At 68.8% G+C, this 14475-nt stretch carries 11 protein-coding genes and 1 pseudogene; 5 read left to right on the top strand and 7 right to left on the bottom strand.

What is annotated here, in order from left to right; translation table 11 throughout:
* Positions 1 to 27 precede the first annotated feature (27 nt).
* The gene (locus OG828_RS19145; protein WP_328501816.1) at positions 28 to 3321 is read right to left on the bottom strand and encodes a S8 family peptidase; all 3294 of its coding nucleotides are present in this window, start codon (positions 3319 to 3321) and stop codon (positions 28 to 30) included.
* A 245-nt stretch (positions 3322 to 3566) separates the two neighbouring features.
* On the opposite strand from OG828_RS19145, the gene OG828_RS19140 reads away from it, so the two are divergent.
* Entirely contained in the window at positions 3567 to 4316 is a 750-nt protein-coding gene (locus OG828_RS19140; RefSeq protein WP_328501815.1) for an SDR family NAD(P)-dependent oxidoreductase, read from the top strand.
* An 85-nt stretch (positions 4317 to 4401) separates the two neighbouring features.
* Here OG828_RS19140 and OG828_RS19135 read toward each other — a convergent pair whose 3' ends face one another.
* Both OG828_RS19135 and OG828_RS19130 read right to left on the bottom strand, forming a co-directional pair.
* Positions 4402 to 5082: an ABC transporter ATP-binding protein gene (locus OG828_RS19135; protein WP_328358027.1), complete on the bottom strand. Its 681-nt coding sequence runs from the start codon at positions 5080 to 5082 to the stop codon at positions 4402 to 4404.
* A gap of 651 nt (positions 5083 to 5733) precedes the next feature.
* Positions 5734 to 7170, bottom strand: a complete 1437-nt coding sequence (locus OG828_RS19130) for an ABC transporter permease (RefSeq protein ID WP_328501814.1) — start codon at positions 7168 to 7170, stop codon at positions 5734 to 5736.
* Between the two features lie 161 nt (positions 7171 to 7331).
* On the opposite strand from OG828_RS19130, the gene OG828_RS19125 reads away from it, so the two are divergent.
* Entirely contained in the window at positions 7332 to 8102 is a 771-nt protein-coding gene (locus OG828_RS19125) for a group II truncated hemoglobin (protein ID WP_328501813.1), read from the top strand.
* 4 nt (positions 8103 to 8106) lie between these two features.
* On the opposite strand, the gene OG828_RS19120 is transcribed toward OG828_RS19125, so the two are convergent.
* Complete coding sequence (locus OG828_RS19120) at positions 8107 to 9024, bottom strand: helix-turn-helix domain-containing protein (protein ID WP_328438832.1); 918 nt, start codon at positions 9022 to 9024, stop codon at positions 8107 to 8109.
* Between the two features lie 170 nt (positions 9025 to 9194).
* Here OG828_RS19120 and OG828_RS19115 point away from each other — a divergent pair, with 170 nt between their 5' ends.
* Both OG828_RS19115 and OG828_RS19110 read left to right on the top strand, forming a co-directional pair.
* Positions 9195 to 10238 (top strand): NAD(P)-dependent alcohol dehydrogenase, encoded by a 1044-nt coding sequence (locus OG828_RS19115; RefSeq protein ID WP_328501812.1) that lies wholly within the window; start codon positions 9195 to 9197, stop codon positions 10236 to 10238.
* Between the two features lie 100 nt (positions 10239 to 10338).
* On the top strand, positions 10339 to 10722 hold the full coding sequence (locus tag OG828_RS19110) for a VOC family protein (RefSeq protein WP_328501811.1): 384 nt from the start codon (positions 10339 to 10341) through the stop codon (positions 10720 to 10722).
* A gap of 34 nt (positions 10723 to 10756) precedes the next feature.
* On the opposite strand, the gene OG828_RS19105 is transcribed toward OG828_RS19110, so the two are convergent.
* The 3 genes and pseudogenes from OG828_RS19105 to OG828_RS19095 form a co-directional block, all read right to left on the bottom strand.
* On the bottom strand, positions 10757 to 11671 hold the full coding sequence (locus OG828_RS19105) for a DUF5829 family protein (RefSeq protein WP_328371974.1): 915 nt from the start codon (positions 11669 to 11671) through the stop codon (positions 10757 to 10759).
* Positions 11672 to 11763: 92 nt separating this feature from the next.
* Positions 11764 to 12086, bottom strand: a pseudogene (locus tag OG828_RS19100) (DUF4291 family protein).
* Positions 12087 to 12173: 87 nt separating this feature from the next.
* The gene (locus OG828_RS19095) at positions 12174 to 13364 is read right to left on the bottom strand and encodes an alginate lyase family protein (RefSeq protein WP_328438829.1); all 1191 of its coding nucleotides are present in this window, start codon (positions 13362 to 13364) and stop codon (positions 12174 to 12176) included.
* 575 nt (positions 13365 to 13939) lie between these two features.
* Between OG828_RS19095 and msrA the strand changes: the two genes are divergently transcribed.
* Positions 13940 to 14452, top strand: a complete 513-nt coding sequence (gene msrA / locus OG828_RS19090; protein ID WP_210577032.1) for a peptide-methionine (S)-S-oxide reductase MsrA — start codon at positions 13940 to 13942, stop codon at positions 14450 to 14452.
* Positions 14453 to 14475 lie beyond the last annotated feature (23 nt).

Genomic DNA, 14475 nt, shown 5'->3' with positions numbered 1-14475 from the left:
GCTCACTTGTGCCGAGCTACTCGCGTGCTACTTGGCGTAGTACGCGTTGTAGATCGAGATCGTCGACTTGTTGTTCTTCTTGTCGGTGATCTTGGCGTGGAAGGAGATGGCCTTCCCCTTCGCCGGGTTCTTCACGGTGATCTTGCCGCCCGAGACGGTGACCTTCTTCCAGGTCTGGCCGTAGTCGTACGACACGTACACCGTCAGGGACTTGAGGTTGCTGCCCTTGGCCGCGCCCTGGACGGTGACCGGGATCTTGACCGTCTTGTCGGCCTCGACGCGGCTGTCCGGGCCCGTGGCCGCGGCGAAGCGGACCGTGGACGCCGGGAGCTTGGCGAAGTCGCCGGACGGCTTCTTGGAGCGGAAGGTCCAGCTCGCGTCGATCCGCGTGGACGCGGCCGCGACCTTGACGCTCCGCTTGACCGACGTCGTCAGCTTGTACTCGGCGTCGCCGGACGGGACCTTGAACGCCTTGTTGCCGAACAGCGGGTCGTCAATGGTGCCGACCTTGGTGCCGTTGCGGTAGAGCGAGGTGTTCACCGAGGTGAACAGCGACGAGCCCGCGTGTCCCACGCTGTCCGCGAACAGCGGCAGGTACCCGTAGATCTGGTTGCCCTCGCGGAACAGCCCGAACTGGGAGTTCAGATGCGGGCCGAAGACCGCCCGGTTGAAGGTCTTCTTGTAGGTCTTGCCACCCTCGAACTTGAGGAAGTCGCCGAGCGTGTAGGACGCCTCCAGGATCGGGTAGCCGTCCGCGTCCCTGCCGCCGTACTGCTCGACGTCGTACGTCCACTCGATCTTGTCGGACGTCGACAGGTACAGCGTCCGTGTGCCGGGCAGCTTCTGCTCGACCGCGTTGCCGAGGACGATGTCCTCGGGGAAGGCGCCGACCGTGAAGATGCCGCCGGTCTTTCCGGAGGTGGCGGCACCGATGTCGTTCTTCACCTTGGCGAGTTCGCCCGCCTTGAAGTGGCGGACCTTGTCGCCCTGGATCTTCTTGACCTTGGCGGTGGTGGCGACGTCGTACTCGGTGTCGTCGCCCTTGGTCCACTGGCCGTTCCAGGTCTGCGTGAGGCCGTTGACCTCCCCGCCGAGGGGTGCCATGCGCACATTGGCGAAGGAGTCGAGGCCGACGCCGACGCCGAGACCCGCCGCGTCGTAGAGGTAACCGATCATGCCGAAGGTCTGCTTGGCCGCGGCGTCCGGCACCGTGATGTCGGCCGCCTTGGTCTTACGGGCGTCGATCGTCACCGAGGTGTTCTTGGTGACGGTCAGCCTCGGCTGGACCAGCCAGTCGATGCCGCCCTCGAAGTTCGCGAAGTCCTCGGCGATCCAGGCGTCGAGCAGGTAAGTGCCCTTGGCCACGCGCATCGTGGTCGTGCCGGACTCGTCGGCCGGGACCGAGTAGGCGCGGTTCGCGCCCAGGCCCGAGTAGCCGAACAGCACGGTGTTGTACTCGGACGGCTGCCCGTCCTTGCCGATGTGCTTGACCTTGAGGTCGTACGACTCGACCTCGCGCTGCACCGCCGCCGCCGTACGGACGCTCTGGCCGCCGCCCGTCGCCGTCACATACGCCGAGTACGCACCGTCGACGGTGCCGCCCAGCTTGGTGTTGACGGTCATGTCGACGCTCGCCTTGCCGCCCGCCGGGACGGTCACCGTGGTGGCGCCCAGCTTGAAGAAGCCGGCCGGAGCGGCCTGCCCCTTCGGGTTGGTCGCCGTGGAGGTCAGCTTGAGCGTGACGGCCGCCGTACCGAGGTTGCGGTACGTCAGCTTCTTGGTGACCGGCGTGTCGTCGGTGTGCGGCCACTGCTGCGTACCGAAGCTCACCGACACCGGGTCGGCGATCACGGTCTGCTTGATGGCCTTGTCGACCTGGATGCGGCCCGAACCCTGCTGGAACGGCGTGTACTTGCCGCCCTTGGTGGAACCGGTCAGCGCGCCCTTGATCTCGGCGTAGTTCCAGTCCGGGTGCTGCTGCTTCAGGATCGCCGCCGCGCCCGCGACATGCGGGGTCGCCATCGACGTACCGGAGATGGTCAGGTAGCCGGCCGGGTTCTCGCCGACTTCCTGCTCGATGATGCTGCCCTTGGCCGAGGCGGCCGTGGTGTCCACGCCCGGCGCGGTGACGTCCGGCTTGATGGCACCGTCCCCGATGCGCGGGCCGGTGCTGGAGAACGGGGCGAGGACGTCCTTGTCGTCGACGGCGCCGACGGTGAGGGCGGCGTCCGCGGAGCCGGGCGAACCGACCGACTCCGGGCCGGAGTTGCCCGCGGCGATGGCGAAGAGCGTGCCCGTCTCGGCGGAGATCTTGTTGACCGCCGCCTCCAGCGGGTCGATCTCCGGGGTGTCGCCGCCGCCGAGGCTCATGTTGATGACGTCGGCGCCCTGTGCGGCCGCCCACTCCATGCCGGCGAGGATGCCGGAGTCGTCACCGAAGCCGGTGTCGTCGAGGACCTTGCCGTTGAGGATCTTGGCGCCCGGAGCGACGCCCTTGTACTTGCCGCCCGACTTGGCGCCGGTGCCCGCCGCGATGGACGCGACGTGCGTGCCGTGGCCGTAGCGGTCGTGTGCGTCGGCGGCCGTGGTGAAGTTCTTGGACTCCACGACCTGGTTCTTCAGGTCGACGTGGGTGGCGTCCACGCCGGTGTCCAGGACGGCGATCTTGACGCCCTTGCCGTCGTAGCCGGCCGCCCATGCCTTGGGGGCGCCGATCTGCGGCACGGACTTGTCGAGGCTGGCCTTGCGGACCCCGTCGAGCCAGATGTGCGCGATGCCGGAGGCCGTCTTGTCGCCGTTGGTGACGGCGTCCCACAGCTCCGGCATGTCCTTCTGCGGCGTCTGTACGGCGTCCGCGTTCAGGGAGGTCAGGGTCCTGCGGAGCGTGCCCGCGTCCCGGACGTCGGACTTGGCGGCGGTGGCGGCGCCCTTGTAGCCGACGATGACCTTCAGGCCGTTCTTCTGGGACGAACGGGTCGCAGTCTTGTTCAGCTCGGTGATGTCGAACAGCCGCTGGTCGAGCTTGCCGGCGGCGACCAGACGGGCCGCGTCGGCGGGTATGACGAGTGTGTGCCCGTCGGATTCACGGACCTGCACGGGTATGTGCTTGCGCCCCTCCGCCCGCTCCAGGCCCACCACTTGGCCCTTCGTGTCCACGGCGACCCGGTCACCCGTGATGAGGGTGATGCGGTGGGGCGCGGCGAGCTTCGCGGAGCCGGTGGCCCCCCTCTGCTCCGGTTCCGCCGACGCCGGGCTGGTCATGCCCGCGGCGAGGGCGACGGCGGCCGCTGTGGCGACAGCGGCCGCGCCTGCTCTTTTCACTTGTCTACGCAAACTTCCCCCTACCTGAGGTACCGGGCGAATTCCCTGTTCACCCGGCGGGGGGACGTCTCGTACGCATGCGCATGCTCCCCCCGGATGTCGCAGTATGCCGGGGGGTGATCAGGCCCTCAATAGAGATCTCGAGAGAGGTCTCAAGATGGATGTCGAATTCCGGCCATCTGTCCCGACGTACCCGAGGAAGACGTACCCGAGGAAAGACGTATCCGGAGAAAGGGGAGCGGGACATGCTGCTGGAGAACAAAGTGGCCGTGCTGTACGGGGCCGGGGGGCCGATCGGAGGCGCGGTGGCGCGCGCCTTCGCCCGCGAGGGCGCGCGGGTCCATCTCGCCGGCCGCACCGCGAAGAAGCTCGACGAACTGGCCGACGAGATCCGCGCGGAGAACGGTGTGGCGGAGCCGGCCGTCGTCGACGCGCTCGACGAGCGGGCGGTGGACACGTACGTCGACGGCGTCGCCGCGCGCGAGGGGCGGATCGACATCTCGTTCAACGTCATCGGCTACGGCGACGTACAGCAGCCGCTGACCGAGATCACCGTCGGCGACTTCCTCCAGCCGATCACCAACGCGATGCGCAGCCAGTTCCTCACCACCAGGGCCGCGGCACGTCATATGACCCGGCGCGGGTCGGGCGTGATCCTCGCCTTCGGCGGGGGCGGTCCGCAGACCCTGCCCGGGCTGGGCGGCTTCAAGATCGCCCTTGACGCGCTCGAAGGGCTGCGGAGGCAGTGGGCCGTCGAACTCGGTCCGCACGGCATTCGCGTCGTCACCCTCAAGACGGGCGGCGTGCCTCAGACGCTGCCGGCGGAGTTCGACGGTGCGCAGGAAATCATCGCCTCCATCGAGCGGGAGACGCTGCTCGGGCGTGCGGCGACGTTGAGCGACGTCGGGGACGTGGCGGCGTTCGTGGCGTCGGACAAGGCACGGACGCTGACGTCGACGGACGTGAACATTTCCTGCGGGGCGATGGTGGATTGAGAGCGGTGACGCCGTGAGCGGACCGCCGGGTCCCGCCCTGCGGGAATCGGCGGTCACACTCGGTCGCCCGTGCCCGGGAACAGTCCTAGACCGCGTTCTCCTTGACCGTGATGCGGCCCTTCTTGATGGTGGCCAGGCGGGGGGCCTTCTTCGCGATCGCGGAGTCGTGGGTGACCATGATGAAGGTGAGCCCGAGCTCCTTCCACATGGATTCGAGTACGTCCATGATCTCGTCGCGCATCGACTCGTCGAGGTTGCCGGTGGGTTCGTCGGCGAGCAGCACCTTCGGTTGCTTCACCAGTGCCCTTGCGATCGCCACGCGTTGCTGCTGGCCGCCGGACATCTCGCCGGGCAGATGCGTGAGGCGTTCGCCGAGGCCGACGGACTTGAGCGCGTCCGCCGCGAGGTCGCGCCGCTCGTTCGCCTTCACGCCGAGGGGGACGAGGGCGGTCTCGACGTTCTCCTGTGCGGTGAGGGTGGGGATCAGGTTGAACGCCTGGAAGACGAAGCCGATGTTCTCGCTGCGGACCTTTGTGAGGCGGGTTTCGGGGAGTTTGGCCAAGTCGGTGCCGTCGAGGACGACTTCACCTGCGGTGGGCCGGTCGAGGGCGCCGAGCATCTGGAGGAGGGTGGACTTGCCGCCGCCGGTGGGGCCCTGGATGACGAGGCGGTCGCCGTCGGGGATGGTGAGGTCTACGGCGTCGAGGGCGTCGATGGATTCCTTGCCTCGGGTGTAGCGCTTGGTGACGCTTCTGAGTTCGTACATGGGGTGGCTCCTGGGTGGGGTGGGGTTCGGGGGTGGTTCGGGTTGTGTTCGGCTGCGGGTGGGTGGGGGCTGGTCGCGCAGTTCCCCGCGCCCCTTAGGGGGTTGCAGTCCCGCCTGCTCAGCTGCGGGCTGTCCTCCCGTCAAGCTGCGGGCAGTCGTGCCGCCTGGGGCGGCGCCCACCCAGCAGGCGGCAGCACCTGCCGCCAAGCTGCGGGCAGTCGCCCCGCCCGGCTGCAGGCATACGTGCCGCTGCCGTAGCTGCGGGCAGTCGTGCCGCCTGGGGCGGCGCCCACCCGGCAGGCGGCAGCACCTGCCGCCAAGCTGCGGGCAGTCGCCCCGCCCGGCTGCAGGCATACGTGCCGCTGCCGTAGCTGCGGGCAGTCGTGCCGCCTGGGGCGGCGCCCACCCGGCAGGCGGCAGCGCCTGCCGCCATGCTGTGGGCAGTCGCCCCGCCCGGCTGCAGGCATACGTGCCGCTGCCGTAGCTGCGGGCATGCGTGCCGTCTGGGGCGGCGCCCACCCGGCAGGCGGTAGCACCTGCCGCCAAGCTGCGGGCATGCGTGCCGCCTGGGGCGGCACGGGTGGGCGCAGGCGGCGCCCCGTCAGCGCCGGGCTGCGCGACCCACCCTCGACCGGCTACTGCAGGCGTCGGCTACTCGACGCGGCGCAGTGCGTCCGCCGGGCGGAGGCGGGACGCTCGCCAGCCGCCGAACGCTCCGGCGATCAGACCGCCCGTGACAGCAAGGGCAACCGCGAGCGCGACCGTCGTGAGACTGACGGGCGCGGTCAGCGCGACGTCGAGTGTCGTGGACGATGCCTGCCGCGCCGGGCCGCCGCCTATGCCTCCACCGCCGCCACCACCACCGCCCCCGCCCAACTGCGCCTGCAACGTGGGGCTGATGGCCGTCACCACATACGCTCCCGCCAAGCCCAGCGCGATCCCCAGCGCCCCGCCCAGCAGCCCGTTGACCATCGCCTCGCCGACGACCTGCCGGGTCACCCGCCCCGACTTCCACCCCAGCGCCTTGAGCGTGCCGAACTCCCGCACGCGCCGGGACACGGCCGACGACGTGAGCAGCCCGGCGACCAGGAACGCCGCCACCAGCACCACGATCGACAGCCACTTGCCGACGCTGGCCGCGAGGTCGGACGCGGTGGACAGGGAGCCGGACACCGTGTCCGCGAGGTCCGCGGAAGTCGTCACCGTCGTACCGGAAATGTTCTTCTGGATCTCGGACTTGACGGCGTCGATCTGCTGGGAGTCGGTGGCCTGGACGTAGATCGTGGTGACCTTGCCCTTGGAGTCGCTGAGGGTCTGGGCCTGCTTCAGCGGGATGTAGAGGTTGGCCGCCGAGTCACCGCTGTCGGCCGTGGCGATGCCGATGACCTCGAACTTGGTGCCCTTGATGGTGACCGTGGAGCCGGTCTTCAGCGACTTCTCCTTGGCGTAGGCGGAGTCGGCGATGACGACCTTGGCGTTCGTTTCCGACGACGTGAACGTACGACCGCTGGTGATCTTCGAGGAGGTCAGCGGACCGAGCGCAGGCTCGGTGACGTCCGTGCCGTAGACCGAGTAGCTGTCGACGTCGAAGTCGGCGCCGCCGCCGCGGACTTCGCCGCCCGGCGGCTGGCTGCCGCCGCCACTGCCGCCGGCACCGCCGTCGCCCTGCTGGAACTGGCCGGGCGTGAAGTTGCCGTTCACCTTGAGGACCTGGAGGCTGAGGCCGCCGACCGCGTCGGAGACGCCGTCCTGGTCGCCGACCTTGGCGATGGTGGAGTCGGCCAGGGTCTCGAAGCCCTGCACGACGACGCGGTCGCTGCTCTGTTCCTCCTCGCCGTCCTGTGCGTCGAACCGGAAGCGAGGCGCCTGTTGTGCACCATCCGATGATGCCGGGGCCGCCTTGGTGACGGTCATGTCCGTGCCGAGCCCGTACAGCGACTCGAGGACCTTGTCCTGGGCCTTCCCCATGCCGGACGACACGGAGTTGACCACGATGACCAGCGCGATACCCAGCGCGAGGCCGGAGGCGACGACGAGGGCCGCCTTTCTGCGGCGGCGCAGCTCGCGCCTCAGGTAGGTGAAGAACATGTGCCGCAAGCTAGGTACGCACCGTGATGAAGGCATAAGCCCGGGATAAGAGATGCATGAGAAGGCTGTACGTGACCCAGGAACCGACTTTCGCTGAGCGCTGAGCCGACGCCCAGGCGGAGGAGCAGCGTCCGCCGTACCGCCGTGCTTGTGTGGGTTCCATGAGCGCACACAGCGTCGAATACATCCGGTACCGCATCCCCGAGCAGCAGTCGGCGGAGTTCCTCGCCGCCTACACCCGAGCCGCGGCCCAGCTGGCGGCGGCCCCGCAGTGCGTCGACTACGAACTCGCGCGCTGCGAGGAGGATTTCGAGCACTTCGTCCTGCGCATCACCTGGACCTCGACCGAGGACCATCTGGAAGGCTTCCGGAAGTCCGAGCTGTTCGCCGACTTCCTCGCCGAGATCCGCCCGTACACCGGCAGCATCGAGGAGATGCGCCACTACAAGCCGACGACGGTACGCGGCACGGGCGCGTCCGTCCCCACGCTGTACGCCTGGGCGGGCGGCACGGAGGCCTTCGCCCGGCTGACCGAGGTCTTCTACGACAAGGTCCTGGGGGACGACCTGCTCGCCCCGGTCTTCGCCGGTCTCGAGCCCGAGCACGCCGAGCACGTCGCCCTCTGGCTCGGCGAGGTCTTCGGTGGCCCGCCCGCCTACTCCGAGACCCAGGGCGGCCACGGCCACATGGTCGCCAAACACCTCGGCCGCAACATCACCGAGCCCCAGCGCCGCCGCTGGGTGAACCTCATCCAGGACGCAGCGGACGAGGCGGGCCTGCCGACGGACGCCGAGTTCCGCTCGGCGTTCCTGGCGTACGTGGAGTGGGGGACGCGGCTGGCCGTGTACTTCTCCGGCCCGGACGCCAAGCCGCCCGCCGAACAGCCGGTGCCGAGGTGGACCTGGGGAGCGGCGCCGCCGTATCAGGGGTGAGCGGTCAGTCGGTCGCGGGCCTGCCCGTACCGGCCTTCGTCGCGTCGGCTCCCCAGCTGGCCAGCAGCCGCAGCGCCTCCGCCGACGGTGAACCCGGCTCCGCGTGGTACGTGATCAGGGTCTGTTCCGTGCCGTCGATGAGGCGGAACGACTCGAAGTTCAGGGTCAGCTCGCCGACCAGGGGATGCCGCAGGCGCTTGACGCCGTAGCTCTTCTCCTTGACGTCATGGGTGGCCCACAGCCGCCGGAACTCCTCGCTCTTGACGGAGAGTTCGCCGACCAGCGCGGACAGACGCGGGTCGTCCGGGTGGCAGCCCGCGTCCATGCGCAGATAGGCGACGATGTCGAACGCCTTCTGGTCCCACTCCATGAACAGATCGCGGTACTCCGGCCGCAGGAACACCAGCCGCGCCCAGTTCCGCTCCTGCACCGGCAGCTCCGCCCAGTCGCCGAAGACCGCCGCCGCCATCCGGTTCCAGGCGAGGATGTCCGAACGCCGGCCCGTGATGTACGCGGGCACCCCGTCGATCGAGTCCAGCAGCTGCGCCAGCGCGGGCCGCACCTGCTCCGTCCGCGTGCCCTGCTTCTTCTTGTTCTGCTTGGGCTTCGCCAGGTGGGTCAGATGCGCGTGCTCGGCGTCGCTCAGCCGCAGCGCCCGCGCGATCGCGTCGAGCACCTCCGCCGACACGTTCCGCCCGTTGCCCTGCTCCAGGCGCGTGTAGTACGCCACGGACACCCCGGCCAGCTGCGCCAGCTCCTCGCGGCGCAGCCCCGGCACCCGGCGGTGCCGCCCGAAGTCCGGCAACCCGACGTCCTCCGGCTTCAGCCGGGCACGCCGGGTGCGCAGAAACTCACTGAGCTCGGCGCGCTGGTCCAGGGCCCCGCCGGCGGTCCCGTGCACGGGTTCGAGCTGTTCGTCCATGCCTCAAGTATTCACGGTCGTACGCACCGGAGCCTGACCCCAGCAGTAGTAGGACCAGTGAACGTACACAGAACGGTGGCCTGGGTGAATGTCGCCGCGTTCGGCACGCTGGACGTCGTGCCCGGTCAGAAGGCAGCCGGGCGCACGTATCCCGCTAGGAGAACCCCGGCATGACCACTGTTGCTGCATACGCCGCACCCGGCGCCAAGGCTCCGCTCGAGCGCACGACGATCGAGCGGCGCGCGGTCCGCGAATTCGATGTGCTGATCGACATCAAGTTCGCCGGAATCTGCCACTCGGACATCCACCAGGCCCGCGAGGGCTGGGGCGAGGCCATCTTCCCGATGGTGCCCGGCCACGAGATCGCCGGCATCGTCTCCGAGGTGGGCCCCGGTGTCACCAAGTACGCCGTCGGGGACCGCGTCGGCGTCGGCTGCATGGTCGACTCCTGCCGCGAGTGCGACAACTGCAAGGCCGGCCTGGAGCAGTACTGCACCGGCGGCGGCATGATCGGCACGTACAACGCCGTCGACAAGGACGGCGAGCCCACCTACGGCGGCTACTCCCAGCAGATCGTCGTGGACGAGAACTACGTGGTCCGCATCCCCGAGGGCCTGTCCCTCGACGAGGCCGCGCCCCTGCTCTGCGCCGGCATCACCACGTACTCCCCGCTCAAGCACTGGAACGCCGGCCCCGGCAAGAAGGTCGCGATCCTCGGCATGGGCGGCCTCGGCCACATGGGCGTCAAGATCGCGCACGCGCTCGGCGCCGAGGTGACGGTGCTGTCGCAGTCCCTGCGCAAGAAGGACGACGGCCTGAAGCTGGGCGCCGACCACTACTACGCCACCAGCGACCCGAAGACCTTCGAGGACCTCCAGGGCACCTTCGACCTGATCCTCTCCACGGTCTCGGCCCCGCTGAACCTGGACCAGTTCCTGTCCCTCCTCAAGACGGACGGCGCCTTCGTGAACGTCGGCGCCCCCGAGGAGCCCGTCTCCCTCAACCTGTTCTCGGTGATCGGCGGCCGCAAGACCCTCGCCGGCTCCGGCATCGGCGGCATCCAGGAGACCCAGGAGATGCTGGACTTCTGCGCCGAGCACGGCTTCGGCGCCGAGATCGAGCTGATCGACGCGGACCAGATCAACGACGCGTACGAGCGGGTGCTGGCGAGCGACGTCCGGTACCGGTTCGTGATCGACACGGCGACGATCTGACGTCCGTCCGACGTCCGTCCGACGTCCGTCCGACGCACTCAGCCGTCGGATGGACGTCGGAGTATGTTGATGGGTGAGGCTGCGTGAGGAGGCCCCCACGATGACTGTCGAGCTGAACCACACCATCGTCGCCGCACACGACAAGAAGGCCTCGGCCCGGTTCCTCGCCGACCTCCTGGGACTGGAAGTCGGCCCGCAGTACGGCCCGTTCATCCCCGTCGAGATCCCCAACGGCGTGACGCTCGACTACATGGACACATCCGGCGAGATCACACCGCAGCACTACGCGTTCCTGGTCTCCGAGGACGACTTCGACACGATCTTCGCCCGCATCCAGAACGCCGGCCTGACCCACTGGGCGGACCCGCACCACACCCGCCCCGGCGAGATCAACCACAACGACGGCGGCCGCGGCACCTACTTCGACGACCCCAACGGCCACAACCTGGAGATCATCACGCGGCCTTACGGGAGCGGGGGCTGAGGCGTACGGCGGTGCCGTGCCGGTGCCGGTGCCGCTATGCGGCGTCACCGAAGGTCCACACGGCGCGGACGCCCGGGCCGACGACGAGCGTCGACCGCCCGATCCGCTCCTCGTGCCGGTGTCCCACCGGCCGGTTGAGCGACATCTCGACCTGCCGTAGCCCCACGTGCTCGCGTGCGACGGCGTCGAACCGGATCGTGGTCCCACCGCCCTTCGCCAGAACGCCGCCGCCCGCCACCGGCCTGACCACGAACCCGCCGGCCCGCAGCAACGGCACCGTGGCGGCGAGATCGCGTGCGGTGACCGCGAGCCGGACCGAGGTCACATCACGCATCAGACGGTCGCGGTAGCCGTCGGACAGATAGCGCTCACGGCCGACGTCACCGGGGTGCCCGGCCGGCTCGGTGTTGCTGCGCGGGTCGGCGAAGTACTCCGGCAGATACTCCATCCCCCAGGCGCCGAAGGCGTCGTACTCGGTCGTCGTGAAGACGGCGTCGAACCACGGCACCGGTACGCCGTCCCCGAAGTCGCGCGTCTGCCGGAACTCGACCGGCTCGGCGACGCCCTGCTCCCGCAGCCGCTCGGTCACCGTCGCCAGATCCCCGGCCCGCTCCGTCGACACACCCATCCCGGCCGAGCCGAAGCTGCCGTCCTGACCGGGCAGATCGCCCACCCCGAACAGTTCGAGATAGGTCTCGCGCCCCATCAGATAGCGACCGGTCCAGGTCACTCCACCGGCACCGGTCGTCGTACGGACCTGAAAGTTGGCGAAGTCCCGCAGATAGGCCGAGTGCTCGATCGCATCGGCGGTCTCCCGGTCGAGCACACCGTAGGCGTGGTTGTAGAACAGCAACTGCCGCTCCGCCCCTGGCCGGTCGGCCTCGGCCTGCGCCATCCCCGTACTCCCCTGGACCGCCGCCACAAGCGCCACGGCAAGCACCATCACCATCCGCACCATCCGGCGAAGCAGCATGCGAGCGATCGTAGGCCGGAGCCCCGGCGTCCGCTGCGACGCGGACGAAATCGCCGGGGGGCGGGGCTTTAGCGCAGGTGCGCCACGAGATCGTCTCCCGCCGGATACGGCCGCTCCTCCCCGGAGTCACGTCGCTGATGGAGACCGACTCGTCCGCGTAACGGCGTACAGCCTCACCGGAGAGCCCGAGCTGCAGTGAGCGGTGCTGCAGGGGCTGCAACTGCAGATCACGCTCGGGGTCCCACTGGACGCGGGCCGGCGCACGCTTCAACTGGCATTGCCAGGTGTCGCGGTCGGTGTGCGCCTTCGTGGCCCAGCCGCAGCGGTACATCATCCACAGGAACGACGGTTTGATCCACGTCAAGCGTCTCTCGCAGACCCCTTGCGGCATTGCCCGGTACCGCCCAGCCCGCAGGGGTCGGCAGGGGATCCTGCCGAGGTACTGCCCCTGCGGGGCTGGGCGGGTCGGCGGTGGTCCTCAGCTGGGGTTGTTGGCGTGCGTGAGGGTCGTCCATGCGTTGAAGTAGTTGTCCGTGCCGGAGGGCCGGTGTTCCTCGGTGTACTTCTGGGTGTTGGACATGCTGATCCCGAGGCGGTTCTGGAGGGCGTTGAACCCGACCTCCGTCACCTGGCCGAGGCCCTTGTCGACCGAGCCGCCGCACAACCAGGAAGGTACGGCGGTGCCGTTCTCGTAGGAGGTGTGGAAGCCCAGCGCGTGGCGCAGCCGGTCCTGGATCCTCGGATAGAGGTCCTGGCCCTGGATGCGGCTGGTCTCCGCGATGTCGGCTATGGAGGCGATGCCCCAGCCGGTGTGCCCGAAGTCCCGGCAGGTCTCCTGGGAGAGGCCGTTGGTGAAGGTGCTCTGGCCCTGCCAGTACTTGATGATCTCGGCGCTGGTGTCGATGCTGCTGCCCGCCGGCGGCTTCGGCAGGGCGCCGTCACTGGTCAGGTAGATGTACGCGGGAACCCGGGCGAGGTAGGTGCTGACCGCCTTGTCGTAGCTGGTGCGGTCCTCGATGAAGACCGAGATACCGATCGCCGCCTCGGTCATGACCAGTTCCCAGTTGCCGTTCTTGGTTGCTGCGCCGTTGATCACCTCGGGCAGGTAGACGGTGCGAAGCATGGTCGCGAAGCGGCCCGCGCCCTGCCAGCCGCCGTCGTAGGTGTACTTGATGATCTCGGCAGCGCGCGGCCAGGTAGATCCGGCCCAGCCGGTCTGCAGCGGGGCGTTGCTGTTGGTGTGATCGGTGATGGTCGCGGACCAGGCGTCCATGATCTCGATCGACTTCTTGGCGTACCTGGCGTCCCTGGTGAAGTACCAGGCGAGCGCTTGGGTGTAGGCCGCGATGGCGTCCTGACGCTCGTCGGTGCAGCCGCGGTTGGGGTTGGACGACGACCCGCACTCCACGACGGCCCGCGGCTTGGCGGTACGCGACAGTGAAGCGTAGGAGCTGGCCATCATGTTGTCGTACGCGGCCTTCCATGGCTGTTGGCCGGCCTGCACCTTTGACCGGGCGTAGTCGAGTTGGGCCCGGCTCACGAGCACGCCGGGGTGAGTGAAGGTTGTCGGTGCGGCCGTTGCCCGTGGGGCCGGGCCGGTGAGCTGAAGGCTCAGCAGGCCGGCCAGTAGGGCGAGAACACTCAGCAGGGCGGTTCTGGTTCGCGTCATCCGATGACCTCTTCTGTTCACGAATGAGAACACAGTTCCGAATGAAGAACGATTGGCCTGGACCATAAGGAAGGCTCGTGTACATGTCAATAGAGAGGGGTGGCCGGTCCACGGAACCTTTGGCGTGTGGCGCGGTGCGCAGCTATGTCACGCCAGACGTCCGGCCTTCGACCGGACGGTCAGATGGATGGTCAAGGACTCGGTCTCGTCCGATCAACGCTGCTCCGCGGGTGAGTGAGCACCCTTCGGCTATGTGCCTCTTTGAGCCAACGATGCATGTCTGGCCGCTAACCTCGATCTGCTCTGAAAATCCCCGCACCGCTGGGCCTCACGTGGTGCGGGGTTCGAGGCTCACGTCGTAGCCGAGCTGAGTGAGTTGGCCGACGAGCCTGCGGGTCTGGCGGGACTTGCGGATGCGGTTGATGAAGGCGGGCCGGCTGCCGTGGGGCCGGTTCGACCGGTGCGGAATCGCTGGGGACTCTGCCGCGTTGAGGCGGGTGGGTAGGGGATGCCGGTGGTGTGCGCGCCGGGCTGCCGCCCGAGTGATTGAGCTGACCGATATGAGAGGGGTCGCAATGGCTTCGCAGACGCAGAGGGCCGTGCTGGCGGGCGGATGCTTCTGGGGGATGCAGGACCTGATCCGCCGGCTCCCGGGCGTGACGGCGACCCGGGTCGGATACACCGGGGGTGACGTGCCGAACGCGACGTACCGCAACCATGGCACGCACGCGGAGGCCATCGAGATCCTTTTCGACCCGGAGAAGACAGACTTCCGCGCGCTCCTGGAGTTCTTCTTCCAGATCCACGACCCGAGCACCAAGAACCGCCAGGGCAACGACATCGGCCTGAGCTACCGCTCGGCGATCTACTACGTGGACGACGAGCAGAAGCGGATCGCCGAGGACACGATCGCGGACGTGGACGCCTCCGGACTGTGGCCGGGCAAGGTCGTCACCGAGGTGGAGCCGGTCGGCCCCTTCTGGGAGGCCGAGCCCGAGCACCAGGACTACCTGGAGCGCTACCCCGACGGCTACACCTGCCACTTCCCGCGCCCGGGATGGCGGCTCCCCGCCCGCGCGGAGGGCTGACCGCGCGAAGCGGCCCAGAAGAG

The organism is Streptomyces sp. NBC_00457 (genome assembly GCF_036014015.1).
Taxonomy (GTDB): domain Bacteria; phylum Actinomycetota; class Actinomycetes; order Streptomycetales; family Streptomycetaceae; genus Streptomyces.
Note: the sequence above shows the minus strand (reverse complement) of the source record. Positions and strands in the feature narration are given on the sequence as shown.

Coding starts and splice junctions, on each gene's coding strand:
- OG828_RS19095 (WP_328438829.1), bottom strand. CDS start 13,364: ATGACGCGAACCAGAACCGCCCTGCTGAGTGTTCTCGCCCTACTGGCC.
- OG828_RS19120 (WP_328438832.1), bottom strand. CDS start 9,024: ATGGACGAACAGCTCGAACCCGTGCACGGGACCGCCGGCGGGGCCCTG.
- OG828_RS19135 (WP_328358027.1), bottom strand. CDS start 5,082: ATGTACGAACTCAGAAGCGTCACCAAGCGCTACACCCGAGGCAAGGAA.
- OG828_RS19110 (WP_328501811.1), top strand. CDS start 10,339: ATGACTGTCGAGCTGAACCACACCATCGTCGCCGCACACGACAAGAAG.
- OG828_RS19140 (WP_328501815.1), top strand. CDS start 3,567: ATGCTGCTGGAGAACAAAGTGGCCGTGCTGTACGGGGCCGGGGGGCCG.
- OG828_RS19105 (WP_328371974.1), bottom strand. CDS start 11,671: ATGGTGATGGTGCTTGCCGTGGCGCTTGTGGCGGCGGTCCAGGGGAGT.
- OG828_RS19125 (WP_328501813.1), top strand. CDS start 7,332: ATGAGCGCACACAGCGTCGAATACATCCGGTACCGCATCCCCGAGCAG.
- OG828_RS19130 (WP_328501814.1), bottom strand. CDS start 7,170: ATGTTCTTCACCTACCTGAGGCGCGAGCTGCGCCGCCGCAGAAAGGCG.
- OG828_RS19115 (WP_328501812.1), top strand. CDS start 9,195: ATGACCACTGTTGCTGCATACGCCGCACCCGGCGCCAAGGCTCCGCTC.
- msrA (WP_210577032.1), top strand. CDS start 13,940: ATGGCTTCGCAGACGCAGAGGGCCGTGCTGGCGGGCGGATGCTTCTGG.